Genomic DNA, 26,998 nt, shown 5'->3' on the forward strand with positions numbered 1-26,998 from the left:
GCGATCACTAGAGCGGCAGCCTCACGACGTCGACGAACGAGTAGCGCAGCCACCCGACGAACTCGCCCCACAGCCCGGTGACGAGCGCGATCCCGACCAGGATCAGCAGCACCCCACCGAAGATCTGCACGTGCCGGGCGTGCGTGCGCAGCCACTTGGTCACGCCCAGCGCCCACCGCGCGCCGAGCGCGAGCACCACGAACGGCAACCCGAGCCCGAGGCAGTACGCGAGCACCAGCACGGCACCGCGCGCCGTGGACGACCCGATCTCCGTGCTGCGCGCCACGGCCAGCACACCCGCGAGCGTCGGTCCGAGGCACGGCGTCCAGCCGAGCGCGAACACGGCCCCGAGCACCGGCGCCCCGAGGAGCCCGGCCCTGGGCTTGGTGTGGAACCGCACGTCCTTCTGCAGCGCCGGCACCAGGCCGAGGAACACGAGTCCCATGAGGATCGTGACGACACCGCCGATGCGCTGGAACAGATCAGCGTTGAGGAACAGGGCGTCGGACGCGCCGAGGATGGCCATCGAGGCCAGCGCGAACACGACCGTGAACCCGGCGACGAACAGCAGACTCGCGCCCGCCACCCGCCAGCGGCCCTGCTTGGCGGGCTCGTTCGCCTCGACCCGCGGTGCCTCGGCGCCGACCAGTCCGGCCAGGTAGGCCAGGTAGCCGGGGACGAGCGGCACGACGCACGGGGAGGCGAACGAGATGAAACCCGCGAGCAGAGCGACCCCGGTGGCCAGCAGCAACGGCCCGGAGATCGCCAGATCGGTGGGGTTCACGGAGTTCAGAGTAGGTAGTTGCCCAGATCACGTGACGACCGGTGTCCGCTTTTCAGGTTCCTTTAAGGCGTCGGCGATCCGGCATGTTCCGAGACACCACCTGAGACAACGGTTGGGCCAAAAGTACGTACGATTGCCGCTTGTGGGTGATATCTCGGTTGCTTAGCGTCAGCACATGCGACGCACCCGGCTCGTCCTCCCTGCGCTCACGATGGCAGCGCTGGCCCTGTTCGCGCAGGTTCCGGTCGGCGCCGCCCCGGCGATGGAGTGGCGTGAGGTCTTCAACGAGGACGGCAGCATCACGCAGGCGCTCACCCCGAAGGCTCCGCGCGAGAAGTCGTCGGAGTTCCGGCTGCTCGCGGCGGCCGACGTGGTCGAGGTGCAGAAGACCGGTGACTCGGCGGACCGGTTCGACCTCGTGTTCGTCGGTGACGGGTACACGGCCGACGACCTGGAGACCTACTCCGCCAACGTGAAGAGCAAGTGGGAGGAGCTCTCCGCGGTCGAGCCGTTCAAGAGCTACAAGGAGTACTTCAACGTCTGGCAGGTCAACGTGATCTCGCCAGAGTCCGGTGTGGACCACGACCCGACCAAGGGGATCCTGAAGAACACCGCGCTGGACATGGGTTTCTGGTGCCAGGGCCGGGACGCGCAGACCGAGCGGCTGCTCTGCGTCAACGAGACCAAGGCCAAGGAGTTCGCGGCGCTCGCCCCGCAGGCCGACCAGGTGATCGCACTCGGCAACACGGCGAAGTACGGCGGCGCGGGCGGGTCGGTGGCGACGGCGTCCGGGTCGAACGCGCAGGCGGGGCAGATCGCGATCCACGAACTCGGGCACTCCATCGGCGGCCTCGCCGACGAGTACGACTACCCGTACGCCAACTACACCGGCACCGAGCCGCGTGAGATCAACGTGACCAAGGACCCGACCGGCGCCAAGTGGGGCGAGTACCTCGGGCAGCCGTCGCCGGACGGTGGCGTGATCGGGCCGGTCGAGGGGGCGCGGTACTACAAGACCGGGCTGTACCGGCCGACCGCCAACTCGATCATGCGCACGCTGGGCAAGGAGTTCAACTCCATCGGCCGCGACGCGATGGTCAAGGCGTTCAAGGCGAAGATCCCGTCGCTGAACAACCCGGTCGTGCCCGCGACACCGTGAAGCCTTGCCGCACAACGAAGAGGGGCCTCCCGCGGGAGGCCCCTGTTCTCATTCCTTCGCGAGCTCGTCGAGCACCTTCTGCACGTCCGTGGCCAGCACGGGCTGCAGGAACGCCGCCGCCACCTTGTGGTTCTCGTCCACGATGAACGTCGACGGCACGGTGTTCGGCGGAAGGCCCTTGAAGACGTTGACGAAGCTCCGCGCCGAGGGGTCGTAAATGGACGGATAGGTCAGCGACCTGTCCTTCATGAAGTCGCGCGGGTAGTCCTTCGAGGTCTCCTTCACGTCGACCCCGACCACCTGCGTTCCGGCGTCGAAGACCTTCTGCATCTCCGGCGCCTCGGTGCGGCACGGCCCGCACCAGGCTCCCCAGATGTTGATCACGACGGGCTTACCGGCGTAGTCGGAGAGCTTGATGGTCTTGCCGTCCTCCAACAACGACTCGCCCTCGAGCCCCTTGAGCTCCTTGCGGTCGGCGGGGGCGTAGCGGATCTCGACCTGGCCGCCGGGGGCGACGAGTGAGAAGTCGCCGCCACCGATCTGGGCGGCGTCCTTCCCCGTCGTGCAGCCTGCGAGCAGCAGCACGAGCACGAGCAGCCGTTTCATGCCCCGGTCACCCGCGGGTTGGTCGCGCCGACGGGCTCGGAGTAGGAGATCCGGACGAGCTGCTCGCCCTCGAAGATCAACGACGTCAGCGAGGCCAGCGAGCACTCGCGCTTGCGCGGGTCGTGCCACATCCGCTTGCCCTCGAGGAACCGGCGGACCGTCCAGATGGGCAGCTGGTGCGAGACGCACACGGCCTCGTGGCCCTCGGCGGCGGCGCGGGCCTTCTGCACGGCGCCGAGCATCCGGTGCGCGATCTCGATGTACGGCTCGCCCCACGACGGCTTGAACGGGTTCACGAGCTTCGGCCAGTGCTGCGGGGACCGCAGCGCGCCGTCGCCGACCGCGACCTTCAGGCCCTCGAACTGGTTGTCGGCCTCGATCAGCCGCTCGTCGGTCGCGAGTTCCAGGCGGTGCGAGTCGGCGATCGGGGCCGCGGTCTGCTGCGCGCGGTCCAGCGGCGACGCGACGACGTGCACGATGTCGTGGTCGGCCAGGTGCTCCGCCACGGTCAGCGCCTGCTTCTGGCCCCGCTCGGACAGCTTGAAGCCGGGGATGCGGCCGTACAGGATCCCGGTCGGGTTGTGCACCTCGCCGTGGCGCAGGAGATGAACGGTGGTGCGGCTCACTGGCGGGCCTCCTTGGCGGCACGGGCCGCGTGCGGCAGTGCGTCGGCGATCACGGCGAACTCCTCTTCACCCATGGCAGCGTTCACGAACCACGCCTCGAACGCAGAGGGAGGTGCGTAAACGCCCCGTTCGAGCAGGGCGTGGAAGAACGGCGGGAAGCGCCACGTCTCGCACGCCTGCGCGCCCGCGTAGTCCTTCACCTCGGTAGGACCGAAGAACACGCTCACCAGGTTCCCGGCGAACTGCACGCGGTGCTCGACACCGGCCTCGGTCAGGGCGGCGGTGAACAGGGCGCCGAGGCGCGTCGCGTTGCGGTCGAGGGCCTGGTAGACCTCGTCGTCCGCCGCGCGCAGGGTCGCGAGACCGGAGGCCACGGCGACGGGGTTCCCGGACAGCGTGCCCGCCTGGTAGACCGGGCCGGACGGGGCGAGGCGCGCCATCACGTCCGCGCGGCCGCCGAACGCCGCCGCGGGCAGGCCGCCGGACATGACCTTGCCGAACGTGTAGAGGTCGCCCGCCACGCGCTCCAGGCCGAACCAGCCCGCGCGGGAGACGCGGAAGCCCGTCATGACCTCGTCCATGATCAGCAACGCGCCGTCGGCGTCGCAGATGTCGCGCAGGCCCTGGTTGAAGTCGGGGCCGGGGGCGACGGCGCCCATGTTGCCCGCCGCGGCCTCGGTGATCACGCACGCGATCTCGCCGGGGTTCTCCGCGAACGCCGCGCGTACGGCCTCGATGTCGTTGTACGGCAGCACGATCGTGTCCTCGGCCTGCGCGCCCGTGACGCCGGGCGACGAGGGCAGGCCGAGCGTCGCGACGCCGGAGCCCGCCTGGGCGAGCAACGCGTCGACGTGGCCGTGGTAGCAACCGGCGAACTTGATGACCTTGCGGCGCTCGGTGAAGCCGCGCGCGAGGCGGATCGCGCTCATCGTGGCCTCGGTGCCCGAGTTGACCAGGCGGACCTGCCGGACCGGGTCGACGCGGTCGATCAGTTCGGCCGCGAGTTCGATCTCACCCTCGGTGGGCGTGCCGAACGACAGACCGCTCGCGGCCGCCTTCTGCACGGCCTCGACGACCGCCGGGTGCGCGTGCCCGAGGATCATCGGGCCCCACGACGCCACCAGGTCGACGTAGCGGTTGCCGTCCGCGTCCCACAGGTGCGGACCTTCGCCGCGGACCATGAAGCGCGGGGTGCCGCCGACGGAGTGGAACGCCCGCACCGGAGAGTTGACCCCGCCGGGGGTCAGCGTCGACGCGCGCTCGAACAGGGCCTGGGATCGACTCGCAGTCACGTACCCCAGTCTCACATGTCGGAGTCGGCGGCTTTCTGCGGCCGGGTGCGCACGGCGAGCATGATCTGCCGCACAGCGTCGAGCACGAGGACGACGGCGAGCGTGGCGGCGGCGATGGACGTGCCCAGCCAGTTGCCGTGGTAGCGCGTCGAGATCAGCGGGTCGCGGCCCTCGACCGGGTACTCGAGCCGCACGACGCCGCGGTTCCAGCACCAGATCGCGAGGACCACCAGCAGCACGACCGCGACCACCTCGCCCGCCGCGATGAGCCACCGCTTGGGCTGGTGCAGACCGGGTTCGGCAGGCGGCGCCTCTGCGGGCTCGGCCACCACGGTGTCCGGTTCGGTCACGGCCTCTGTCACGCCTCTCAGCCTCTCACGACCCGCCGCAGCGCCGCGAGGAAGGCTTCCGGATCACGTGCCCAGCCGAGCACCACCGTGCCGTCGACCAGCCTCAACGGCACCGTGGTCGTGCCCTTGGGCGCGGACCAGCCACCGCCGAGCACCCGTGCCCCGGTCGGCGCGCCGACGTCCTGCGCGGCCTCGATCATCGCGACCGGCAGCTTCTCCCGCCCGAACTGCGCCTCGTCGGTGGTGAGCGCGATGCTGCCGGTCTTGATCCGCAGGTTCACCCAGACCACCGCGGACAGCGTCAGCACGAGTCCGGCGACGAGCCACAGCGTCACCGACGCGGGCCCGGTGACCAGTTCGACCAGGTAGCCGGCGACCGCGAAGGCCGGGCCCCACAGGAGCGGCCACCAGCTGCTGCCGGACTCGCGGTAGAGCACTAGCGCACGTACCTGTTGGACGCGGGCAGGAACTGCAGCACCACGGCCGCGATGGACAGCCCGATCACGAGGATCGCGAGCGTCACGCTCGGCATCCACACGGTCGCGGCGATCGAGAGGAACAGGATCGAGATCATCGCCAGCAGACCGAGCACCGCGAGGATCGTGAGCAGCACGCGCGCCCAGTTGTGGCCGTTGCGCAGCACGATCGCGAACGCCACGTACGGCGCCGCCGCGACCAGCATGCCGAACCCGGAGATGACGGCGAACGCCTTCATGCCGATCTCGGTCGCCTGCCGGTCCTGCTCGGTGACGACGTCGCCCTGGCCGAGCGCGCCGTCGGTGTTGACGAGGAACAGCACCGGCAGCACGGCCACGGACAGCACGGCGGCCGCGATCCAGATCCACATCGCGGCGGTGATCGTGGCGGGCCGCGGCGGCGCCATCTCGTGCGGCAGCACCGGGGAGAGCGGGGCCATGGCGAAGCTGCCGCCACCGACCTGGTTCACCTGGTACTGGCCCGCGACCGGGTACTGACCGTCGATCGGGTACTGGCTCGTCGGCTGCACCGGGTAGGCGCCGGCCGGGTTCTGCCACTGCGCGTGGTCGAGCGGCGGGGCCACCTGCGGCTGGGCCGGCGGGGCGAGTTCCGGCGGCACCGGCGCGGCCGGGAACCCCGTGCCCACCTCGTACGCTCCTGCCGGGCCTGACTGCGGGCTCGGGTCCCAGGGGTTCGGGTCCTGCGGTTGGCTCACTGCTCACGCACCTCCGCGAGCCACTGTGCCGTACGCGCCTGCCACGTGAAGACGATCGCGACGCAGATGAGCAGCAATGTGACCAAACTCGACGCGCTGACCCCCACGTACAGGATCCAGATCATGTGCGCGATGGCGGTGAACGACAGCGCGGCGCGCGGCCAGTTCTTGCGCTTGAGGAACTGCCACACCAGCAGCGCGTAGGCCACCACGAAGATCAGCGTGATCACCGACACCGTCGTCAGGAAGCTGGTGATCTGCCCGGACGACCACTTGGTCAGGTCGCGCACCCGGTCGCGCTGGAACCAGAGCCCGGCGGTGGTGAGGAACACGAAGACCGCGATGGCGAGCCAGAGGCCGACGGCGATGCGGACCGGGCGAGGTGCCTCGTTCACGTCAGCTGCTCGCGTTCGGTCAGGAACTCGGTCGACTGCCGGAAGTAGAAGGCGCCGAGACCCACCATCCCGACCAGCGCGCCGACCACGCCGAGCGGGCTGATCGTCATCTGGAAGAACAGCCCCAGCAGCACGGTGATCATCAGCGAGGTGCGGCTCCGCTTGGCTCCGGCCTTCGTCCTGCGGGCGAACCACACGGCGAGCCCGCCGAGCACCAGCGACCCGACCAGCGCCGAGATCCAGGTGATGTCGACGTCCCTGGTGATCGACTCCACGGTCCTGGAGGGGTCGGCCTTGACGTTCGCGTCGATCACGGCCTGCCTGATGTACAGCACGAACAACGCGGCCAGCACGGTCAGCACCGCGCCGGCGACGACCAGCCAGTAGCCGGCGGTGATCGTGCGGGGAGTGCCCGATTCCTTCGGAGACGTCACGGTCGAAACCTAGGACCGCAGGAAGGCGGTGTCCACCTCGACGCGTTTGCGGAAGTGCGCAGGAACGCGGTACATCAGCACGATCGCGGACGCGTCCAGCACCGTCGTGACGAACGTGACGGCGAGGTCCACCGGCCGCATCTCCACGCCGAGCGCCGCCGCGGCACCGCTGACCCACGCACCCAGCCGGAACAGTCCGAACGCGACGGATGCGCCGCCCAGCACGGTCAGCAGGATCCGCGCCCAGTTGCGGCCGCGCGCCATCGCGTTGGCGAAGCGGGTGTACGCGATCAGCACGGCGGTGGCGATCAGGAGTCCGAAGAGGACTCCGCCGTTCACGCCGGCGTCGATCTGGTCCTGGCCCATCGCCGGGTTCTGCCGGCGCACCTCGGCCACGAGCATCTCGCGGTCGAAGAGCTGCGCGACGAACCGCAGCATCCCGACGCACGCGCTGGCGATCCACAGCCAGCGCGCGACGTCGATCAGCTTCGGGACCGGGGCCTTCTCTACCTGTCCAGCCACCGGGCGGCTTCCACGGCCCAGTACGTGAGCACGATGTCCGCGCCCGCGCGGCGGATCGACGTGAGCGATTCGAGGATCGACCGCTCGCGCTCGATCCAGCCGTTCGCGGCGGCGGCCTCGATCATCGCGTACTCGCCCGAGATCTGGTACGCCGCAACGGGAACGTCCGAGATCTCGGCGACCGAGCGCAGCACGTCCAGGTACAGCAGGGCGGGCTTGACCATGACCATGTCCGCGCCCTCGGCGAGGTCCAGCTGCACCTCGCGCAACGCCTCGCGGGCGTTGGCCGGGTCCTGCTGGTAGGTCTTGCGGTCGCCGGAGAGCTGCGACTCGACGGCGTCGCGGAACGGCCCGTAGAACGCCGAGGCGTACTTGGCCGCGTAGGCCAGCACACCGGTGTCCTGGAAGCCCGCGGCGTCGAGCGCGTTGCGGATGAACGCGATCTGGCCGTCCATCATGCCGCTGGGGCCGACGACGTGGGCACCGGCGCGCGCCTGCGCGACGGCCATCTCGCCGTAGACCTCCAGCGTGGCGTCGTTGTCGACCGTGCCGTCGGCGGCGAGCACGCCGCAGTGGCCGTGGTCGGTGAACTCGTCGAGGCAGCAGTCCGACATCAGCACGGTGCTGTCGCCGAGTTCGGCGCGCAGGTCACCCAGGGCGGCGTTGAGGATGCCGTCCGGGTCGGTGCCGCCGGACCCGACGGCGTCGCGCTCGGCGGGCACGCCGAACAGCATGATGCCGCCGACGCCCGCCTGGACGGCCTCGACGGCGGCCTTGCGCAGCGAGTCGCGGGTGTGCTGGTGGACGCCCGGCATGCTGCTGATCTCAGCGGCCTCGGACGCGCCTTCCTTGACGAACATGGGCAGCACGAGGTGGCGAGGACGCACCTCGGTCTCGGACACGAGGCGGCGCATGGCGGGCGTCGTGCGCAGACGACGCGGCCGGTGAAGTGGGTACATCGTGGTGACTCCCTGACGGAGAGAGTCGAAGGGGCCACTCAAAGGATCTTGAGTGGCCCCGACGGCTTCGTTGACTTAGCTGCGGCGCAGACGCTTGGTCTTGCGCGGAGGAGGCAGCGCTCCTTCGGCGCGCAACCGGGCGGCGTGGGCGGCCAGCGCGTCGACCAGCGCGGGCACGTTCGCCTCCTCGGGCTGCACGTCGACCCGGAGGCCGAACTCCCGCGCCGTCTCGGCGGTCTGCGGGCCGATGCACGCGACGAGCGTGCGGGCGTGCGGCTTGCCCGCGATGCCGACCAGGTTCCGGACCGTGGACGACGAGGTGAAGCACACCGCGTCGAAGCCACCGGACTTGATCATCTCGCGGGTGTCGGCGGGCGGCGGGGCCGCACGCACGGTGCGGTAGGCCGTCACGTCGTCGATCTCCCAGCCACGCTCGCGCAGGCCGGCGGCCAGCGTCTCGGTGGCGATGTCGGCCCGCGGCAGCAGCACGCGGTCGACCGGGTCCAGGATGTCGTCGTACGGCGGGAAGTCGTTGAGGAGACCCTCGGACGACTGCTCACCGGACGGCACGAGTTCGGGGATGATGCCGAACGAGCGCACCTTCGCGGCCGTGGCCTCGCCGACGCAGGCGATCTTCACGCCGGAGAACGCGCGGGCGTCCAGGCCGAACTCGCGGAACTTCTCCCACACCGCGCGGACGGCGTTGGTCGAGGTGAAGACGACCCACTGGTAGCGGCCGTCGACGAGCCCCTTGACCGAGCGCTCCATCTGCGCGGGGCTGCGGGGCGGCTCGACGGAGATCGTCGGCACCTCGACGGCGATCGCGCCGTGCGAGTGCAGGCGCTCCGACATCGCGCCGGCCTGCTCCTTGGTCCGCGGGACCAGCACGCGCCAGCCGTACAGCGCCCGCGACTCCCACCAGGAGAGCTTCGAGCGGGCAGCGGCGGCGGCACCGACGGTGACGACCAGCGGGCCGCCCATCTCACCGGCGTCGGCCGCGACGGAGGCCAGCGTGGTGTCGATGGTGCGCTGCTGGAAGCCCGTGCCCTCGGCGGTCACGGCGACCGGCGTCTGCGGCGCGAGGCCGTTCTCGACCAGGTTCGACGCGGCCTCGGCCAGGTGCGAACCGGTCGCGTGCAGGACCAGCGTGCCGGGCGAGGCGGCGAGGCCCGCCCAGTCGGAGACCGTCCGCACGTCGACCTCGGTGTGCACGCCACCGAGCGCGACACCCGCGTAGGCGGGGACGGCGGTACCCGACGGCACGCCGGGGACGACGTCGAACGGGATCGTCGACTTCGCGACGGCCTGCGCTTCCTTCACGACCGAGTCGAGGGTCAGCGGGTCCCCCGCGACGAGGCGGACGACCGTGGCGCCGTTGCGCGCCTCGTTCACCAGGTCCTTGGCCACGTCGGCGGACTCGCCGACAGCGGGGCGGACCTCGACTCCCTCGGCCACGGTCGCGAGGACGTCCGCGGGGACGTCCGGGTCGGTGACCACGAGTTCAGCCCTGGTGAGCAAGTCGTGGGCCCGGACCGTGAGCAGCCCGGTGTCGCCTGGGCCGGAGCCCACGAAGGCGACGCGTCCGGGGGTCTTGCGTGCGCGGGTCATCAGGGCACTCCCCATCGATTACGCCTCTGGGCCGCTCAGCACAGCGGCCCCGAGGTCGAGCAACTCGGCGGCCAGCGCCCGGCCGAGTCCCTCAGCTTCGGTCAAGTCACCGGTGGCGGACGCGCGGAGGAGATCGTTCTCCGGCGTCGCTGCGACCCCGCGCAGGGAAAGTCGGTACACGACCTTGCCCTCGTCGTCGAGGTCTTCCACCACATCGGCCAGCGCGCCGACCGGCGCGCTGCAGCCCGCTTCGAGTGCGGCCAGCATGGCGCGCTCAGCGGTCACAGCGGCCCGGCTGGCCGAATCGTCCAGAGTGGACTGGATCAGGTGCTCGGCATCGACGTCGTCGATCCGGCACTCGACTGCCAACGCACCCTGCGCGGGTGCGGGAAGCATCTGGATGGGCTCCAGGTTCTCGGTGATCTCCGCCGTGCGGCCGAGCCGCGAGATGCCGGCGCGGGCCAGCACCACGGCGTCGAGCTCGCCCGACTTCACCTTGCCGATGCGCGTGTCCACGTTGCCGCGCAACGGAACGATGTCCAGCCCGAGGCCGAGGGCCTCCAGCTGCGCCGCGCGACGCGGGGACCCGGTGCCCACAGTGGACCCCGGCGGCAGCTCGCCGAGCGTGAGGCCGTCGCGCGCCACGAGGGCGTCGCGCGGGTCCTCGCGCTGCGGGACGGCCGCCAGCGTGAGGCGCGGGTCCGGCGCGGTCGGGAGGTCCTTGTAGGAGTGGACGGCGACGTCGATCTCGCCGTTCGCGAGCGCGTCGCGAAGGGCCGACGTGAAGACGCCGATGCCGATCTGGGCGATGGGCGCGTCGGAGAGGTCACCCGGCGTCTTGATGACGACGATCTCGACCTGTGCTCCGGCGGCCTTCAGCGCCTCGGCCACGGTCCCCGTCTGCGCGAGCGCCAGTGCGCTGCCTCGGGTACCGATCCGTAGGGTGCGGGTCACCGCGTTTCACCATCCACTGAAGACTTGGTCTGACTGACGGCCCCAGGAGACTGGGGGTCGAGCCCGAACAACTCGCGGAGAGCCTCCGCGTAGCCGGTACCACCAGGGGCGGAGGCGAGCTCCTTCACCCTGACGGTCGGCGTGTGCAGGAGCTTGTCTACAACGCGGCGCACCGTCTTGGCCAATTCACCGCGTGTCGCGGCGTCCAGTTCGGGAAGTCGCGAATCAAGACGGAGCAGCTCGGCGTCGACCACCTCGGCGGCCCGCTTGCGCAGGGCCGTGACGGTCGGCGTGACCTCGGCGGACCGCTGGCCCGCGAGGTAGGCCCTGACCTCGTCGGCGACCAGCGTGGCCGCGAGGCGGGCGTCCTGGCCGGCGGGCGCGTCGGACAGGCGCCGCTGCAGCGTTTCCAGGTCCACCACACGAACGTTCGGCAGTTCGGCGGCCGCGGGATCGACGTCCTTGGGCAGGCCCAGGTCGCACATCACCAACGGCCGCGAGCGCGCGCTGATCATGTCCGCGCGGACGGTCGTGCCGATCGAGCCGGTGCACGCGAAGACGATGTCCGCGAGGTCGATCTCGACGGCCAGCGCGGACAGGTCCACGGCCGTCGCGGGGACGCCCTCGGACTTGAGCGACGTGGCGAGACGCACACCGTTGGCCTGCGTCCGGTTCGCGATGACGACCTCGCCGATGCCCGCCCGGCGCAGGTGCGCGGCGGCCAGGCCACCCATGGCCCCGGCGCCGACGAGCAGCGCGCGCTTGCCGACGAGGGTGCCCAGCGCGGCCTCGGCGTCGCCGAGGGCCTCGGACACGACGGACGCGCCGGCCTGGTCGATGCCGGTCTCGCTGTGCACGCGCTTGCCGACGCGCAGCGCGTTCTGGGTGAGCTCGTGGACGGTCTTGCCGACGACGCCCGCCTCGTCCGCCGCCGCGTACGCGCCGCGCAGCTGGCCGAGGATCTGGGACTCGCCGACGACCATCGAGTCGAGGCCCGCCGCGACGGAGAACAGGTGCTCGACGGCAGCGGCGGCGTAGTGGACGTAGAAGTGCTCGTAGAGGGCCTGGGGCTCGATCTGCGCGTGCTGCGCGAGAACCTCGACGACCTCCGACATGCCGCCGTGGAACGACTCGACGACGGCGTAGACCTCGACCCGGTTGCAGGTCGACAGGACCATCGCCTCGGAGACGCTGGGGGCGGCGAGCAGCTGGCCGAGGACCTTGGGCAGGTCCGGCTCGGCCACGGTGACGCGTTCCAGGACCGGGACTGGGGCGGTGCGGTGCGAAAGCCCGACTACGAGCACACTCATGCACTCACCACGTTCACCGGAGCCAGCTGGCTCACGCTCACGGGCGACTCACCATCCCGTCCACACCCAGTCCGTTGTTGTCGACTGAGACGCCGGCAGCCTCGTCCGCACGTCGAGCGACGTGGAACGACAGGATCTGCATCTCGACCGCCAAGTCAACCTTGCGCACCTCGACGTTGTCTGGAACCTGAAGGACAACCGGTGCAAAGTTCAGAATGCACTGGACGCCCGCAGATACCAAACGGTCGCAAACCGACTGAGCGGCCGGTGGCGGCGTCGCGATGACGCCGATCGACACCTCGCGCTCGAGGCAGATCGCGGTGATCTCGTCGATGTGGTTGACCGGGATGCCCCCAACAGGGATTCCGATGAGATCGGCGTCCACGTCGAACAGGGCGGTGACCGGGAACCCGCGGCCGGGGAAGCCGCCGTAGTTGGCGAGAGCGTGACCAAGGTTACCGATGCCCACGACGGCCACGGAGTGGTTGCGGGTGAGGCCGAGGATGCGCTCGATGTGGCTCACGAGGACCTCGACGTCGTAGCCGACGCCCCTCGTGCCGTAGCTGCCGATGTAGCTCAGGTCCTTGCGGAGCTTCGCCGCGTTGACGCCCGCGGCCTGGCTGAGCTCCTCGCTGGAGACCGCCGTCACGCCCTGGTCGGCCATGCCGGACAACGCGCGGAGGTAGACGGCGAGCCGGGCGACGGCCGCTTCGGGGATCGCGCGGGCGCGCTCCCTGTCGGCGGGCTCGGCAGGGGTGGTGGTCGTCTCACCTTCGCCCCGCTGTGCTGCCACGCTCTCCGACCTCCGGGTGTGCTTCACCGCAGGGATACCGCGGCGCTGGTGATGCACACACCGTACCGCTTGTGAACGCATGCACAAAGTCGATGATCCACTGCGGCGGCGCCGGTCACGGGGCGTGACCAGCACTTCCTCGCTTCATGATCACTACGGGGTGAGCACCTAGTCGACCGAGAAGGTGACCGAGTGCCATCCCGTCGCGCCGTCGGGAACGGGGTCGAGGCGCGCCTGGTCCTGCGTCTGCCCGGACTTGTCGGTGGCCCGGCACTCGACCGTGTGACTGCCCTTCGACAGCTCCATCTCGATCTTCCACATGCGCCAGGTGGTGTCGCTGACGTCGGCGGCGAGCTCGGTCTCGCGCCACACCCCGCCGTCGATGCGGACCTCGACCTTGGCGACGCCCCTGGGCTGCGCCCAGGCCGTGCCCGCGATGACGGCCTTGCCCTGGACCCTGCCCTGCCGCTTGGGCCGGTCGATCCGCGAGGAGGTCTTGATCGGGGCCCTGGTGGCCCAGCCGCGCGGGATCCAGTAGCCCTGGTCCTTCTCGAACGTCGTGACGTTGAGGTCGGTGACCCACTTCGTCGCGGACACGTAGCCGTAGAGGCCGGGGACGACGAGCCTGGCCGGGAAGCCGTGCTCGGCGGGCAGCGGTTCACCGTTCATGCCGATCGCGATGAGGCCGTTCTCGAGGACGTAGTCGAGCGGGCTGCCGGCCGTGAAGCCGTCGTCGCTGGTGCTGAACAGCTGGTCGGCGCCCTGCTTGACGCCCGCCTGCCGCAGCACGTCGCCGATCTTCACGCCGATGAAGTTGCCGGTGGAGATGTACGGGCCGCCGACCTCGTTGGAGACGCAGGTGAGCGTGACGGTCTCCTCGACCAGGTCCATGTTCCTGATCTCGTCGAACGTCAGGACCGTCGGCCGCTCGACCATGCCGTGCACCCGCAGCGCCCACTCCTCGGCGCGGATCCGCGGCACGCTCAGGGCGGTGTCGATGCGGTAGAAGTCCTCGCCGCTGGTGATGAAGCTCGGGGTGCCGTCCTTGGCGAAGTCGGCGTTGAACGGGATCTCGGGCGCCTTGGTCTTCGGCGTGAGCGGCCCGACGGCCTGGCGGGAGCCCTCGACGTCGGTCCGGCTGCCGAAGACCTGCCCGGCGACCCCGGCCGTGACGGCCAGGCCCGCGGTGATCAGGAAGCTCCGGCGGCTGTCGCTCTCCTCGGCCTCCCTGTGCAGGTAGCGGAAGACGTAGACGCCCGCGGCCGTGCTGGCGACCGGGGCGAGGACCGCCAGCGCGCCGACGTCCGGCCTGGTCGCGACGGCCGCGACGCCCACGAAGCCGAGCAGCACCGCCACGAGCGAGCCGGGCGCGGCGCTGTTCCTGCTGGCCAGGCCCGCTCCGACGCCGATCGCGACGAGCACGACCGCCATGCCGCTGAGCAGCACGAGCTTGTCGGCGGTGCCGAACGTCTCGACCGCGAAGTCCTTCAGCCACGACGGCGTGAGGTCGATCGCGGCGTTGCCCACGGCGAGGTACGGGGAGGCGCTCAGGCCGACGAACGCGGCCACCAGGTGCCCGGCCGCGAGGGCGGCGACGAGCGCGACGAGTCCGGTGAGCGCGGCCTTGGCGGGCTTCATGCCTTCCATTCGACACCCACGAGGCCCCGGTTCGCCCGAGCCGTAAGCCCTCGGTAATCACCACCGCAGGACCGCACCTCCGCCCGCCACCACACTCTCCGCCACCCGTTTCACCGCACGCGGGGACCTTTCGTGCGCTCCACGCGAACGAAAGGGCCCCGCGTGCGGTGAAAGCAGCGGCGTGTTTGAGCGACACGCCGGGGAGTGTGGGTGCTGTCGGCTAGCCGGCGAGGGCCGCCCGCAGGCGGTCCTCCTCGACCTTCCAGTAACCGTGCTCGGCGCCGTCGACCAGGAACACCGGCACCCGGTCGCCGTACTCGGCGCGCAGTTCCGGGTCGGAGTCGACGTCCTCGACGGACCAGGTGGCGCCCAGCTCCGCGCAGATCCGCTCGATCTCGACGGCGGCCTCCTCGCAGGAGTGGCACGACACCCGGCTCATCAACGTCACGTGGTGGGTCATGCCCGTCATGCTCCCAAAGGCCTGCGGAGCACCGCGCGGGCGAGCTTGCCGGTCGGCGAGTGCGGCAGGGCCGGGGCGAACTCCACGACGGTCGGCACCTTGAACTTGGCGAGCCTGGCCGCGCAGTGGGCCACGACCTGGTCGGCCGAGAGGTCCTGGCCGTCCCGCAGGACCAGGACGACCTTGACCGACTCGCCGGTCTTCTCGTCCGGGACGCCCACGGCGGCGGCTTCGAGGACCTCGGTCATCTCGCAGACGACCTGTTCGACCTCGTGCGGGTAGACGTTGAAGCCGTTGACGATGATCAGGTCGCCCGCGCGGTCGACGAGGTGCAGGTCGCCGTCGGCGTCGATGAAGCCGACGTCGCCGGTGCGGAACCAGCCGGACGAGTCCGGGCCGTGGGCGCCGTCGGGCCAGTAGCCGCTGAAGAGGTTGTCGCCCTTCGCGGACACCAGGCCGGTGCCCGGTTCGTCCTCGTCGATGTCGAGGACGGAGCCGTCGGTGTCGACCAGGCGGATCTCGACGCCGGGCAGGGCCTGGCCCACGGAACCGGGCTTCGGCGTGCCGCCGACCAGCGTGGACGTGAGCACCGGGCCGGTCTCGGTCAGGCCGTAGCCCTCGAAGATCGGGATGCCGATGACGCCCTTCATCTCCGCGATGACGCCCGCGGGCAGCGGGGCCGCGCCGGAGGTGAACAGGCGGACGGTGGCGAGCTTCTCGCGCAGCAACTCGACCGGGTGGGCCAGGATCGCCCGGTACATGGGCGGCACGCCGACCATCGTGGTGACCCGGTGCTCCTCGATGACGTCGAGGGCGTTGGACGGCTCGAACCGCTCCAGCAGGACCGCCGTGGCACCGGCGCCCGCGACCTGCAGCAGACCGGGTCCGAGGCCGTAGACGTGGAACAGCGGCAGCGCGAGCAGCACGCGGTCGCCCGCGGTGACGGGGGCGGGGCGCAGCGAGGCGCACTGGGCGACGTTCGCGAGGAGCGCGCGGTGGGACAGCATCGCGCCGCGCGGCACGCCGGAGGTGCCCGAGGTGTAGCCGAGGACGGCCAGGTCCTCGCCGCCGCGGACGGCCTCGAACGGCTCGGCCGTGGCGGAGACGTCCGGGACGTCGACCACCGCGGCGTCGGAGCCCTCGCCGTCACCGACGAGGAGGGACGCCCCCGAGTCGGCGAGGATGCGCTGGAGCTCGCGCGGCGGGTTGCCGGGGCCGGTGGGCACCACGACACCGCCTGCGCGGAGAATTCCGAACACGGCGACCACGAACTCGGGGCTCGTGGGCAGCCGTACCGCCACTCGGTCGCCCGGTTCCAGACCGGAATCGGCCAAACGGCGGGCGAAAGCATCGGTCGCGCGGTCGATGGTTTCCCACGTGAGGCTCTTACCGCTCGCTACGTCGACCAAGGCGACGTGGCCGGGCCCCCGCTGTGCCGAGGCACGGACAAGGTCTGAGACATTGCGAGCGGAAGTCAACATGGCCTCCTCATGAACAACTGGACGCTTGGGGCAGTCTTCCACGCGTGACGGGCGTCATGAAGCGGCGGTTCGCGCGTCTCCACATCACAACCTCATCCGCTACCTACTACGGAGTAACAACACGTATGCTGCCGCCACGGCGACTCTGTGGAGGTGCCGCGAGCCGATGACCGCGCGGGCACGACCGAACACGATCAGGACCACCCGAACCATGACGGGGGGTCAGCACGACAACGCCGCCGACGAGCCGTGGCAGCTCGTCAAGGCCGCCCAGGAGGGTGACACCCAGGCGTTCGGAGTGCTGTACGACCAGTACGTCGACATGGTGTTCCGCTACGTCCTCTTCCGGGTGGGCGGCGATCGCGCGTTCGCCGAGGACGTGACCAGCGAGACGTTCCTGCGGGCTCTGCGCAGCATCGGGTCGGTCAGCTACCAGGGCCGCGACGTCGGGGCCTGGTTCGTCACGATCGCCCGCAACATCGTGTTCGACCACGTGAAGTCGAGCCGCTACCGGCTGGAGGTCACGACCGCCGAACTGCAGGACAACCGCGAGGAGACGAGCGGACCCGAGCAGGAGGTCATGACCGAGGCGACCAACGCGGAGCTGCTCCGGTGCGTTTCCCAGTTGGGTGACGACCAGCGCGACTGCATCGTGCTGAGGTTCATCGAAGGCAAGTCGGTGTCCGAGGTCGCGCAGATCATGGACCGCAACGAGGGCGCCGTGAAGGCACTGCAACACCGGGCCGTTCGCCGGCTCGCACAGATCCTCCCGTCCTGGTTGCGGTGATCGCGATCGCAGGGGCGTAACCCAAAGCAGATCAACTTCGTTACTCGGGCTGAGATGGACGGCAAGGGAAGAACACCGCGGTGGCGGCAGACGGAGCACGAGCGGTTCGCTCGTGCCGTTGAAGGCGGCCCACAGCCGGTGGGGAACGACGACCTCGCTGAGGACCTCGCGATCGTCGAACTCCTCCGGCGGATGGACGTCGGCCCGGACGCCGAGGCGCGCGAACGGATGAAACAACGCGTCCTCACCGCGCCCCCACCTGAGAAACCATTGGTGCTCTCGTCGGTAAGACGGGTGGGAGCGCGCGCACGAGTAGCGGTCGCGGCAGCCGCGGTCCTGTGCTTGTTGTTGTCACTCGCCGGCATGAGCGTGCTGCTCAGCCGTGACGCGCTCCCGGGAGACCCGCTCTACGGCATCAAGCGCACGACCGAGAGCGCTTCGCTCGGCCTGACCTTCGACGAGGAGGACAAGGCCCTCAAGCACCTGGAGTTCGCCGCGTCCAGGGTCACCGAGATGGAGACCCTCGCGGACCGTTCGTCCACGTCAGCGGCCCAGATCACGGCGCTGGGCGACCTGGACGCCGACGCGGTCGAGGGCTCCCGCCAGCTGACCACCTACGCCACGTCGTCGGACAAGACGGCGCTGCCCGCGCTCAACGAGTGGGCGCTGGCGCAGTACGTGAAGCTCGGCACCCTGCGCACCCGCCTGCCCGACGACGCCCGCGCCCACGCGGACACGACGATGTGGCTGCTCGCGAGCATCGCCCAGCGCGCCCACGACCTGGCGGCGCGCGCCGGTTGCGACGCCGTGACCAGCGGTTCGTCGGACACGCTCGGCCCGTTGCCGGCGAAGGACGAGTGCGCGGCGGTCGTCACCGACCCGAACTCGTCGCCGGGCAACGAGCCGTCCTCGGTCGCGCCGACCCCGTCGGGCCTGCCGGTGCCGTCGGGCTCCGGTCAGCCGTCGGTGCAGCCGACCCAGTCGGTCGCGCCGGGGTCGTCGGCGGTCCCGTCCACGAAGCCGGGCACGTCCACGCCGCCCGCGACGTCGAAGCCGGGGATCACGATCCCGCTGCCCCTGCCGTTGCCGAGCATCTCGCTCCCGCTGCTGCCCGGCATCAGCTTCGGCTGAGTCGGGCGCTTTCCGGCGGACCTGATCGCTACGCTTGGGACATGGGCAAGCGTGACGTGGAGAGCGACCGGCTGGCCGAACTAGCCGGCGAGGCATCGGCAGACGCGGCGATCCAGGCCGCCGCGATGGCGCCGGAGCTCGAAGCGTCGCTGACGGTCCCCCCGGACCTGACCGCCGCAGCCTTCTTCGACGTGGACAACACGATGATGATGGGCGCCTCGATCTTCCACTTCGCCCGCGGCCTGGCCGCGCGCAAGTACTTCTCGTCCTCCGACCTGGCGGGCTTCGTCTGGCAGCAGATGAAGTTCCGCGTCGGCGGCCGCGAGGACCCGGAGTCGGTCAAGGCCTCGCGCGAGCAGGCCCTGTCGTTCGTCGCGGGCCGCAGCGTCGCCGAACTGGTCTCGCTGGGCGAGGAGATCTACGACGAACTGATGGCCGACCGCATCTGGAAGGGCACCCAGGCCCTCGCCCAGATGCACCTCGACGCGGGCCAGCGCGTGTGGCTCGTCACCGCGACCCCGGTGGAACTGGCCCAGATCATCGCCCGCCGCCTGGGCCTCACCGGCGCGCTGGGCACGGTCTCGGAGTCCGAGAACGGCATCTACACCGGCCGCCTGGTCGGCGACCTGCTGCACGGCAAGGCGAAGGCCCAGGCCGTCCGCTCGCTCGCCGCGAAGGAGGGCCTCGACCTGCGCCGCTGCACCGCGTACTCGGACTCGTCCAACGACGTGCCGATGCTGTCCGTGGTGGGCACGGCGGTGGCGGTGAACCCGGACTCGCAGCTGCGCGACGTGGCCCGCCGCAAGGACTGGGAGATCCGCGACTTCCGGACCGGGCGCAAGGCGGCCAAGATCGGCGTGCCGTCGATCCTGGGTGCCGGGGCGCTGGCGGGTGCGGTGGCGGCGACGATGGCGTACCGGCGCCGGGTCAAGTAGCGCTCAGCTCACCAGTCCGAGGTCGCGCCATCCCTGCTCGCCTTCCGGGGTGAGCAGCACGGCGCGGCTCGTGCCGATCCTGCGGACCCAGCCGCGTTCGAAGAACGTGCCGCACAGGAACGCCCCAGCGGCTCCGGCGAGGTGGGGGACGCGCTCGGTCCAGTCCAGGCACGCGCGGCTGAGCACCCGCTTGCCCGGCTCGAAGCCGAGCTCCTTGAGCCAGACCGTCCCCGGTTCACTGATCGCCAATTCGGCGTTCACCACCCCGAGGTCCACCAACCCGGTCTTGAGCGCGATCCCCAGCCGTCCGGCCAGGTGGTCGTAGCAGGTCCGCCCGCGCGCCATCGCCTCCGACACCGCGGCCGCCCGCAACCCCCTCGGCGGCACCCGCGGCCCGGCGAACGCGGCCATCGACTCCAGCAGTTCCGCCACGTGCGGGCCGGCCAGCGCCACGTACCGGTGCCGTCCCTGCCGGTGCTCCACCAGCAGCCCGCCCTCGACCAGCCGCGTGAGGTGCTCGCTGACGGTCGAGGCGGCCACCCCGGCGTGCTGGGCCAGCTCCCGGGCCGTCCAGGCGCGTCCGTCCAGCAGGGCGCCGCAGAGCGCGGCACGGGTGTTGTCCGCGAGCAGTGAGGCGACCTGGACGAGTGCTTCCACGACGCCCATTCTGCGGCCGGGACACTTCGGCCCGCGCCGAAGCGTTCCGGGCCTAGCGTCGGCGGGCATGAGCGAAGAGCTGCTGTTGCCGGTGCCGTCTGTCCCGCGGGGAGACACGGGTGTCGCCTGGCTGAGGTCCTCCGTGGTCAGGTTCAGCAACGGCGAGGAGCACGCGCGTCGCCGCACCCTGACCGAGCGGCTCTTGGAGGGCGTCCAAGCCACCAGTCTCGACGAGCTGGCCGCAGAGCTGGGGCTGCCGGGGGCGCTCGACGACATCGCCCGGATCGCCCCCGCCTACCAGCCGCACGAGCCGATCACGGCCGAGGCGGACGCGGCCGTGGAACGGCTGGCCGCCGGTCACGACGAGGAACGCGCAGCCAGGATCGGGCTGTTGGTCCAGGCCTGGGCGGCTACGCACGCCCTCGCCGAGTGCCTGCGGACCGGTGACCCGGCGCCGCCCGTGCCGGTGACCCGCAGGGCCGGGGGAATCGTGGTCAGCCTCGAAGACCACCCGTTCGGGTACGGCCCGCACGCCTGTCCGGGTAGAACGCTGGCCGGAACGATCGCGAAGAACATGGCGTTCCGGGCAATGCACCACCAGGACGTCCCCCTGGTCCTGCCGAACGCCTGGGACTTCGCCTCGGCCGTGGCGTTGCACGAGGCGGGGTTCCCTGCGGTCGGCACGACCAGCCTCGGCGTGGCGGCCGCGCACGGCATCCCGGACGGCGTGGGCCTCGCGGGCGACCAGGCCGTCGCGCTGGCCCGGATGCTCGCTGACCTGCCCTTCCCCGTGACCGCCGACCTGGAGTCCGGGTTCGGCGGGTCACCGCGGGAGGTCGCCGAACTCGTCCGGGGGCTCGGCGTCGCGGGCGTGAACCTCGAGGACGGCCGCCCGCACGGCCTCGCCACCCCGCAGGAGCAGGCCGAGCTCATCGCGGCGGTCAAGGACCGTGCTCCGGGCGTCTTCCTCAACGCCCGCATCGACACCCACTGGCTCGGTGAAGCGCACGAGGAGACCGCGGATCGCGCGCGGCGGTACGTCGACGCCGGCGCGGACGGGATCTTCGTGGCCGGGCTGACCGAGCCGCGCGAGATCGAGGAGCTGGCCGGGATCGCCCCGCTCAACGTCCTCGCGCAGAAGCGCACGCCGCAGGAGCTCGGCGAGCTGGGCGTGAAGCGCATCAGCACCGGATCGCTGCTGTTCAGGGCGGCCCTCGAGCACACCGTCGAGGCCGCCGCGGCGGTGCGTGACGGCGGGAGCCCGAGGGCGTTCGCCTACGAGGAGGTCCAGGGGCTGGTCAGCCGAGGAACACGTTCCGGCGCTGGGTGAGGAGGCGGTAGAGGGTCTGCTGGATCGTCTCGCGCACCTGGTCGGTGAGGTTGAAGACGAGCATCGGGTCGTCGGCCGCGTTCTCGCCGAAGACGTCGGTGCGGATCGGCTCGCCGAACTCGATGTACCACTTCGACGGCAGCGGGATGGCGCCGAGCGGGCCCAGCAGCGGGAAGAACGGCGTCACCGGGAAGTACGGGAAGCCCAGCAGGCGGGCCAGCGCCTTGATGTCGCCGATCATCGGGTAGATCTCCTCGGCGCCCACGATCGACACCGGGATGATCGGCACGCCGGTCTTCAGCGCGGCCGACACGAAGCCGCCGCGGCCGAAGCGCTGCAGCTTGTAGCGGTCCTTGAACGGCTTGCCGATGCCCTTGAAGCCCTCCGGCCACACGCCGACGAGTTCGCCGGACGACAGCAGGCGCTCGGCGTCGGCGTTGCAGGCGAGCGTCTGGCCGCCCTTGCGTGCCAACGCGCCCAGCAGCGGCGTGCGGAACACGAGGTCTGCCCCGAGTCCGCGCAACGGCCGGTGCGCCGGGTGCTCGGACGCGATGCCGTACGCCGTCATCAGCGCGTCGAGCGGCACGGTGCCGGAGTGGTTCGCGACGATCAGCGCGCCGCCGGCCAGCGGGATGTTGTTGAGGCCGATGGTCTCGACGCGGAACCACTTCTCGTACAACGGCTTCAGCGGCGGCATCAGCACGTTCTCGGTGAGGTCCCGGTCGAACCCGAACTCGTCGATCCGGTAGTCGCCCGCGATCCGCCTGCGTGCGAACGCCAGCAGGTCGGTCAGCCTGCGTTCCCAGTCCGGTGTCGCGGACTGCTGCTGCTCCGGCTCGGGAACGACCTCGACGTGGCGCGATCTGCGCGCGGCGTCGCGTTCCGGGTCGTGCAGCGGGATAACGCGTGCTCCTGCCACTGCGTTCATCTCCTCAAGGCAAAGATCAGCGGAAACGAGCGGCCGCTTCGAGGATGGTCCGCTCTGCGGCACCGACCGTCTCCGGGTCGATGAGCGGCTTCAGGCCTCGGCCGTTCACGTAGTCGTCGAACGCCTGCTGGGTGGTCCACCGCGGCGTGAACCCGAACTCCTTGCGCAGCAGGGTGGTGTCGACCACGCGCCCCCAGTTGAGGAACCTCATCTGGTCGGGCGAGAAGTCGACGAGCCGGGCGCTCCGGAAGAAGCCTCCGACGGTGGGCACGGCGGCGCTGGGCACCGGCAGGTTCAGCCTGCCCGCCCTCCGGATCGCCTGCGACAGCAGCAGCACGCCGTCGCCGCCCACGTTGTACACACCGGGCAGGTTGTGCAGCGTCGCGCGCTCCAGGACGGCCAAGGCGTCCTCGGAGTGCAGCAGCTGCACACGAGCGTCGTAGCCCAGGACGGTGGGCACGACCGGAAGGGCGAAGTAGCGCGTCAGCACCGTGTCGATGCGCGGGCCGATGAAGTTGGTGAAGCGCAACGTCGTGACGTTGACGTCCGGCCTGCGGCGGCCGAACCCGCGCACGTAGCCCTCGACCTCGACGGCGTCCTTGGCGTAGCCGGACGACGGCAGGTCCTTGGGGCCCATGTCCTCGGTGAACACCGCCGGGTCCCGCGAGGAGGACCCGTAGACGGCGCTGGTGGACTTCACGACGAGCTTCTGCACCTTGGGCGACTTCTGGCACGCGGCCAGCAGCTGCATGGTGCCGATGACGTTCATCTCCTTCATCACCGTGCGGCCGGTGGGCCCGGCCGGGCTCGCGGTGACGGACGCGTGCACGACCGTGTCGACGTTCGCGGTGGAGATGACCTTGCTGATCAGCGGGTTGCGGATGTCGGCCCGCACGAACTCCGCGCGGCCCATGCGGCGCAGCAGGTCCCGCGGCGGCGGCTCGGTGTCCACCCCGAGCACGCGCTCGATGTCCGGGTTCGCGGCGAAGCGCGCGGCGAGGTGGCCGCCGAGGAAGCGGCTCACTCCGGTGACGAGGACGACCTTGGGCGTCATGCGACTCCAAGCACGAAGGGCTCTGCGATTGGTCGATGCTACAGACCAGATGTGAAACCGGAGGGGGCCGGAACGCCGTCTTGACGCAGGTCACGCAGGCTTTACGGGCTAATCACCCGAACGGCGGCCCCCGTTCCCGTGGTTGTGCCAGGCTGTCTCACGGAGTGATATTCCGTGTCGGCGCAAGCACCCGAACAGGTTCCGGACCTGGAAAAACGCAACCGCCGCCGATCTCCTGCGTGAGGAGACCGACGGCGGCAGAGCGCATGCGGGCTTACTTGCCGCGCTTCCTGCGCTGGACCCTGGTCTTGCGCAGCAGCTTGCGGTGCTTCTTCTTCGACATGCGCTTGCGGCGCTTCTTGATGACCGAGCCCATGCGGGTTCCTTAGCTCTAGACGTTGCTTTGACTGGCGCGCCCCAGCCTTGGCCGTGTCAAGCACGGCGCGCCGGTAAGCACGATCGGCCTACCAGGCTACCCGACGGGGTTCGCCAGCCTTCAGCCAGCGTCGAAGTACGCGTTCTCCAGGTAGGCGTGCACCGCCTTCTCGGGCACCCGGAACGACTTGCCGACCCGCACCGCGGGCAGCTCACCGGAGTGCACCAGGCGGTACACGGTCATCTTGGAGACCCGCATCATCGAGGCCACCTCGGCCACGGTCAGGAACTGCACCTGAGCGAGACCTGTTCGTTCGTTCTCCTTCGCAGGCATAAATCACCGCATCCTTCGACACGTGTCGTGCCGTCGGTCTTCCCCACCGACGGTTCGACACGCACGTGCTGCCCTGAGAGTAGCGGGACTGGTGTGACTCCTGCGACGGCCAAAGTGGGGACGTTCCCTCACTTGCCGTCTCGACCGGCTCAGTCCTCGTGCTGCTTGCCCAGCTCAACGGACCGGTCACGGGCGCTCTCGATGGCCGCGAGAAGGGCCGCGCGGACTCCGTGCTTCTCCAGCTCGCGGATCGCCATGATGGTCGTTCCCGCGGGCGACGTCACGGCCTCGCGCAGGATCACCGGGTGGTTCGAGCCCTCGTTGAGCATCGTGGCGGCCCCGACGGCCGACTGGATGATCAGCTGCGAGGCCAGGTCTCGCGGGATGCCGAGCAGGATGCCCGCGTCGATCATCGCCTCGACGAGGAAGAAGAAGTAGGCGGGCCCGGACCCGGACAGCGCCGTCACGGCGTCCTGCTGCGACTCCGGCACCACCGCGACCTTGCCGACGGTCGACAGCAGCTCCTCGACCGTCTTGAGGTGCTCGGCCGTGGCGTTGGAGCCGCCCGACACCGCGCTCATGGCCTCGCCGACGACCATCGGCGTGTTCGGCATGACCCGGACCACGGGCGTGCCCTCGGGCAGCCTGCGCTCGTACAACGCCGTCGGCAACCCGGCGCACAGCGACACGATCAGCGTCCCGGGCCGCAGCACCGGCGCGAGTTCGGTCAGCAACGGCTCGATGTCCTGCGGCTTGACCGCCACCACGAGCACGTCGGCCTGCGCGGCCGCACCCGGCACCGTGACGGCCTCGAACCCGTACTGCTCCGTGAGCGCGCGAGCCCGTGACTCGTGCTTCTCCGTGAACAGCAGATCCGAGGCCGGACGACCACCCTGCAGGAGCCCGGACAGGAGCGCTTCACCGATCTTGCCCGCGCCGAGCACCGCGATCTTCGTCATCGGTCAAGTCTCACACAGCGGGCGTCAACGCCAACTGCCGTGCCTGGCACACCAGCCGCCCGGCCGAGTCGATGACCGTCGCGTCCTCGTCGAACCACTGCCCGTGCACGGCCTGGCAGGTCACGTGGATCCGCAACCACCCCGGCGCCGGCCGAGCCCTCAGCAACGCGGTCAGCTGCACCGTCGGTGACCAGCCGAAACGTCCCAGGTTGAACGTCACCGGCATGGACAGGTCACCCGCCAGCAGCGCGAAGTACGGGTCGGGCTGCTCGTCCGTCGGCCGGGCCCACAGCTTCAGCGTCAACGGCCCGTCGGTCCGCCGGTCGAGGAAGCTCGCGGACTCCCGGTCCACCCGGAGATCACACAGCGCACCGACCTTGTAGCTCCCACCTGTTGGGAACGTCGCCAGCTCCACCGCGTTCGGGGGAGGCGCCGCCGCCATCGCCGGGAGGTTCACGTAGTCGGCCCGGTGCTCGGGGATCCGCCCCGTCGTCACCGAGGCCTCGACGCACACCTGGCCGCGCTGCTCCAGCAACACGTTGATCACCGTCGCGGTCCGCCCGGCCTTGCGCACGTCGGTCCGCACCAGCACGGGCCCCACCTCGGGCGCGCGCAGGAACTGGGCCGACACGGCCAGCGGATCACCCTCGGCCACCGCAGCGGCGGCCCGGGTCATCACCGCGAGGAGGAACCCACCGTGGGGCTTGGGCCCGACGGTCCACTCGGCGGGCAGGGACGCGGTGAAGGTTCCGTCACCGAGCGAACGCACCGCACTGGACTTCGAGAAGGTCATGAGCGGCTGGCCAGCGACCGCAGGAAGAAGGTCACGTTGGCAGGCCGTTCAGCAAGTCGCCGCATGAGATATCCGTACCACTGCTCACCGTAGGGAACATAAACGCGAGTGCCGAGACGCCTCTGCTCCTCGGTCCGGATGCCGTAGAGCATCTGGTACTCGAAGTCAGTTTTGTCATACCAGCGGGCCCGCTCGCCAATGATTTCGACGAGCCGGGGATCGTGCGTGGCGAACATCGGGTACCCCTCGCCGGCGAGGAGCACGTTCGCGCACCGCACGTAGTTGAGGTCCACCTCGTGCGGGTCCTGGATCGCCACGTCAGGCGGTTCCGCGTAGGCCCCCTTGACCAGCCGCACCCGGCTCCCGGCCCCCGCGAGCTGCCTGCAGTCGTCCAGCGTCCGGTGCAGGTACGTCTGCAGCACGGCCCCGACCCACGGCCACGTGCGCCGCAGCTCGGCGAGCACCCGCAACGTGGAGTCCGTGGTGGTGTGGTCCTCCATGTCGAGCGTCACGGTCGTCCCGCACTGCTCGGCGGCGGCACAGATCCGAGAGGCATTCGTCAGGGCGAGCGCTTCGTCGAGCGTCTGCCCGACCGCCGACAACTTGACGCTGACTTCCGCGTCCTTCGCCAGCCCGGCGGCGTGCAACGCGTCGAGCAACTCCAGGTACGCCTGCACCGTCCGCTCGGCCTGGGCCTTGTCGGTGGTGTCCTCACCGAGGTAGTCCAGCGTGACCGGCAGCCCGAGGCTCCTGACCACCTCGACGGCGTCCTCGGTGCTCTCCCCCGCCACGAACCGCTTGACGACGTCGCGGCTGATGGGCGCGTTGGCGACCAGGTGGCGGACCGTCTCGTTGCGAGACGCGGCCATGATCAACGCTCGCAGCGGGTTCACACCACGAACCCTAACCCGGCCACGCCACAACAGTGCCGAACGACCCTTGCCGACACTCGCCAGGGGGCCGCAGGGGCGTGCTGGTGCCGCGAGCCGGGAATCCGCCGTCGACGTCACCTCGGCGTGTTGCGCCACGCCACGCCGTTTCCGAGATGCACGCGGGGACCTTTCGTTCGCGTGGACCGCACGGAAGGGCCCCGCGTGCGCCCAGCCTCGCAAGGTGACCGAGTGACTGAGAGCCTGGGTACGCGGCCGACCC

At 70.5% G+C, this 26,998-nt stretch carries 31 protein-coding genes; 5 read left to right on the top strand and 26 right to left on the bottom strand.

The window, feature by feature from the left end; all coding sequences use genetic code 11:
- Positions 1-7 precede the first annotated feature (7 nt).
- Complete coding sequence (locus tag QSK25_RS37580) at positions 8-793, bottom strand: cytochrome c biogenesis CcdA family protein (protein WP_285645683.1); 786 nt, start codon at positions 791-793, stop codon at positions 8-10.
- 166 nt (positions 794-959) lie between these two features.
- Between QSK25_RS37580 and QSK25_RS37585 the strand changes: the two genes are divergently transcribed.
- On the top strand, positions 960-1,943 hold the full coding sequence (locus QSK25_RS37585; RefSeq protein ID WP_285645501.1) for a M64 family metallopeptidase: 984 nt from the start codon (positions 960-962) through the stop codon (positions 1,941-1,943).
- Positions 1,944-1,991: 48 nt separating this feature from the next.
- On the opposite strand, the gene QSK25_RS37590 is transcribed toward QSK25_RS37585, so the two are convergent.
- The 17 genes from QSK25_RS37590 to QSK25_RS37670 form a co-directional block, all read right to left on the bottom strand.
- On the bottom strand, positions 1,992-2,549 hold the full coding sequence (locus tag QSK25_RS37590) for a TlpA family protein disulfide reductase (protein ID WP_285645502.1): 558 nt from the start codon (positions 2,547-2,549) through the stop codon (positions 1,992-1,994).
- A complete protein-coding gene (locus QSK25_RS37595) occupies positions 2,546-3,175 on the bottom strand; it encodes a histidine phosphatase family protein (RefSeq protein WP_285645505.1) in 630 nt (209 codons plus the stop codon). Before QSK25_RS37595 ends, QSK25_RS37590 begins: the two co-directional genes overlap by 4 nt.
- Positions 3,172-4,467 (bottom strand): glutamate-1-semialdehyde 2,1-aminomutase, encoded by a 1,296-nt coding sequence (gene hemL / locus QSK25_RS37600; protein ID WP_285645507.1) that lies wholly within the window; start codon positions 4,465-4,467, stop codon positions 3,172-3,174. The genes QSK25_RS37595 and hemL overlap by 4 nt, the downstream gene beginning before the upstream one ends.
- 11 nt (positions 4,468-4,478) lie before the next feature.
- Positions 4,479-4,829, bottom strand: coding sequence for a hypothetical protein (locus tag QSK25_RS37605; protein WP_285645509.1), 351 nt, complete (start codon positions 4,827-4,829; stop codon positions 4,479-4,481).
- Between the two features lie 5 nt (positions 4,830-4,834).
- Positions 4,835-5,254: a transport-regulating membrane protein Mce1N gene (gene mce1N, locus QSK25_RS37610; protein WP_285645511.1), complete on the bottom strand. Its 420-nt coding sequence runs from the start codon at positions 5,252-5,254 to the stop codon at positions 4,835-4,837.
- Positions 5,254-6,009, bottom strand: a complete 756-nt coding sequence (locus QSK25_RS37615; RefSeq protein ID WP_285645513.1) for a hypothetical protein — start codon at positions 6,007-6,009, stop codon at positions 5,254-5,256. Before QSK25_RS37615 ends, mce1N begins: the two co-directional genes overlap by 1 nt.
- Positions 6,006-6,404: a hypothetical protein gene (locus tag QSK25_RS37620; protein ID WP_285645515.1), complete on the bottom strand. Its 399-nt coding sequence runs from the start codon at positions 6,402-6,404 to the stop codon at positions 6,006-6,008. The genes QSK25_RS37615 and QSK25_RS37620 overlap by 4 nt, the downstream gene beginning before the upstream one ends.
- The gene (locus tag QSK25_RS37625; protein ID WP_285645516.1) at positions 6,401-6,838 is read right to left on the bottom strand and encodes a hypothetical protein; all 438 of its coding nucleotides are present in this window, start codon (positions 6,836-6,838) and stop codon (positions 6,401-6,403) included. The genes QSK25_RS37620 and QSK25_RS37625 overlap by 4 nt, the downstream gene beginning before the upstream one ends.
- A 9-nt stretch (positions 6,839-6,847) precedes the next feature.
- Positions 6,848-7,360 (bottom strand): hypothetical protein, encoded by a 513-nt coding sequence (locus QSK25_RS37630; protein WP_285645518.1) that lies wholly within the window; start codon positions 7,358-7,360, stop codon positions 6,848-6,850.
- The gene (hemB, locus tag QSK25_RS37635) at positions 7,345-8,319 is read right to left on the bottom strand and encodes a porphobilinogen synthase (RefSeq protein WP_285645520.1); all 975 of its coding nucleotides are present in this window, start codon (positions 8,317-8,319) and stop codon (positions 7,345-7,347) included. The genes QSK25_RS37630 and hemB overlap by 16 nt, the downstream gene beginning before the upstream one ends.
- 75 nt (positions 8,320-8,394) lie before the next feature.
- On the bottom strand, positions 8,395-9,927 hold the full coding sequence (locus tag QSK25_RS37640; protein ID WP_285645528.1) for a bifunctional uroporphyrinogen-III C-methyltransferase/uroporphyrinogen-III synthase: 1,533 nt from the start codon (positions 9,925-9,927) through the stop codon (positions 8,395-8,397).
- An 18-nt stretch (positions 9,928-9,945) separates the two neighbouring features.
- Positions 9,946-10,881 carry a hydroxymethylbilane synthase gene (hemC, locus tag QSK25_RS37645; RefSeq protein WP_285645531.1) on the bottom strand — a complete coding sequence of 312 codons (936 nt, stop codon included), beginning with the start codon at positions 10,879-10,881 and terminating at the stop codon, positions 9,946-9,948.
- On the bottom strand, positions 10,878-12,191 hold the full coding sequence (locus QSK25_RS37650) for a glutamyl-tRNA reductase (protein WP_285645533.1): 1,314 nt from the start codon (positions 12,189-12,191) through the stop codon (positions 10,878-10,880). Before QSK25_RS37650 ends, hemC begins: the two co-directional genes overlap by 4 nt.
- Positions 12,192-12,228: 37 nt before the next feature.
- The gene (locus tag QSK25_RS37655) at positions 12,229-13,065 is read right to left on the bottom strand and encodes a redox-sensing transcriptional repressor Rex (protein ID WP_285645534.1); all 837 of its coding nucleotides are present in this window, start codon (positions 13,063-13,065) and stop codon (positions 12,229-12,231) included.
- An 87-nt stretch (positions 13,066-13,152) separates the two neighbouring features.
- Positions 13,153-14,622 (bottom strand): molybdopterin-dependent oxidoreductase, encoded by a 1,470-nt coding sequence (locus QSK25_RS37660; RefSeq protein WP_285645536.1) that lies wholly within the window; start codon positions 14,620-14,622, stop codon positions 13,153-13,155.
- Positions 14,623-14,842: 220 nt separating this feature from the next.
- On the bottom strand, positions 14,843-15,082 hold the full coding sequence (locus tag QSK25_RS37665) for a glutaredoxin family protein (protein ID WP_285645539.1): 240 nt from the start codon (positions 15,080-15,082) through the stop codon (positions 14,843-14,845).
- A 5-nt stretch (positions 15,083-15,087) separates the two neighbouring features.
- The gene (locus QSK25_RS37670; protein WP_285645540.1) at positions 15,088-16,563 is read right to left on the bottom strand and encodes an AMP-binding protein; all 1,476 of its coding nucleotides are present in this window, start codon (positions 16,561-16,563) and stop codon (positions 15,088-15,090) included.
- A 211-nt stretch (positions 16,564-16,774) separates the two neighbouring features.
- Here QSK25_RS37670 and QSK25_RS37675 point away from each other — a divergent pair, with 211 nt between their 5' ends.
- The 3 genes from QSK25_RS37675 to QSK25_RS37685 all read left to right on the top strand — a co-directional run bounded on the left by QSK25_RS37675 (position 16,775) and on the right by QSK25_RS37685 (position 19,416).
- Complete coding sequence (locus tag QSK25_RS37675) at positions 16,775-17,350, top strand: sigma-70 family RNA polymerase sigma factor (RefSeq protein WP_285645541.1); 576 nt, start codon at positions 16,775-16,777, stop codon at positions 17,348-17,350.
- A 138-nt stretch (positions 17,351-17,488) separates the two neighbouring features.
- Positions 17,489-18,481 carry a DUF5667 domain-containing protein gene (locus QSK25_RS37680; protein WP_285645542.1) on the top strand — a complete coding sequence of 331 codons (993 nt, stop codon included), beginning with the start codon at positions 17,489-17,491 and terminating at the stop codon, positions 18,479-18,481.
- 41 nt (positions 18,482-18,522) lie between these two features.
- Positions 18,523-19,416 (top strand): HAD family hydrolase, encoded by an 894-nt coding sequence (locus tag QSK25_RS37685; RefSeq protein ID WP_285645544.1) that lies wholly within the window; start codon positions 18,523-18,525, stop codon positions 19,414-19,416.
- Positions 19,417-19,419: 3 nt separating this feature from the next.
- Here QSK25_RS37685 and QSK25_RS37690 read toward each other — a convergent pair whose 3' ends face one another.
- A complete protein-coding gene (locus QSK25_RS37690; protein ID WP_285645545.1) occupies positions 19,420-20,082 on the bottom strand; it encodes an ArsR/SmtB family transcription factor in 663 nt (220 codons plus the stop codon).
- A gap of 58 nt (positions 20,083-20,140) precedes the next feature.
- Here QSK25_RS37690 and QSK25_RS45510 point away from each other — a divergent pair, with 58 nt between their 5' ends.
- On the top strand, positions 20,141-21,403 hold the full coding sequence (locus tag QSK25_RS45510) for an isocitrate lyase/PEP mutase family protein (RefSeq protein ID WP_352236808.1): 1,263 nt from the start codon (positions 20,141-20,143) through the stop codon (positions 21,401-21,403).
- On the opposite strand, the gene QSK25_RS37700 is transcribed toward QSK25_RS45510, so the two are convergent.
- The 7 genes from QSK25_RS37700 to QSK25_RS37730 form a co-directional block, all read right to left on the bottom strand.
- Entirely contained in the window at positions 21,372-22,331 is a 960-nt protein-coding gene (locus tag QSK25_RS37700; RefSeq protein WP_285645547.1) for a lysophospholipid acyltransferase family protein, read from the bottom strand. The genes QSK25_RS45510 and QSK25_RS37700 overlap by 32 nt on opposite strands.
- Before the next feature lie 16 nt (positions 22,332-22,347).
- On the bottom strand, positions 22,348-23,385 hold the full coding sequence (locus QSK25_RS37705) for an NAD-dependent epimerase/dehydratase family protein (protein WP_285645548.1): 1,038 nt from the start codon (positions 23,383-23,385) through the stop codon (positions 22,348-22,350).
- Positions 23,386-23,659: 274 nt separating this feature from the next.
- Positions 23,660-23,761 (bottom strand): 30S ribosomal protein bS22, encoded by a 102-nt coding sequence (locus QSK25_RS37710; RefSeq protein ID WP_015105422.1) that lies wholly within the window; start codon positions 23,759-23,761, stop codon positions 23,660-23,662.
- 120 nt (positions 23,762-23,881) lie between these two features.
- Complete coding sequence (locus QSK25_RS37715; RefSeq protein WP_030477960.1) at positions 23,882-24,094, bottom strand: helix-turn-helix domain-containing protein; 213 nt, start codon at positions 24,092-24,094, stop codon at positions 23,882-23,884.
- 149 nt (positions 24,095-24,243) lie between these two features.
- Positions 24,244-25,053, bottom strand: coding sequence for a pyrroline-5-carboxylate reductase (gene proC, locus QSK25_RS37720; protein WP_285645555.1), 810 nt, complete (start codon positions 25,051-25,053; stop codon positions 24,244-24,246).
- 10 nt (positions 25,054-25,063) lie between these two features.
- A complete protein-coding gene (locus QSK25_RS37725; protein ID WP_285645556.1) occupies positions 25,064-25,846 on the bottom strand; it encodes a thioesterase family protein in 783 nt (260 codons plus the stop codon).
- Positions 25,843-26,739 carry a proline dehydrogenase family protein gene (locus QSK25_RS37730; RefSeq protein ID WP_285645558.1) on the bottom strand — a complete coding sequence of 299 codons (897 nt, stop codon included), beginning with the start codon at positions 26,737-26,739 and terminating at the stop codon, positions 25,843-25,845. Before QSK25_RS37730 ends, QSK25_RS37725 begins: the two co-directional genes overlap by 4 nt.
- Between the last annotated feature and the right edge of the window lie 259 nt (positions 26,740-26,998).

Source organism: Lentzea sp. NBRC 102530 (genome assembly GCF_030269365.1).
GTDB lineage: Bacteria > Actinomycetota > Actinomycetes > Mycobacteriales > Pseudonocardiaceae > Lentzea.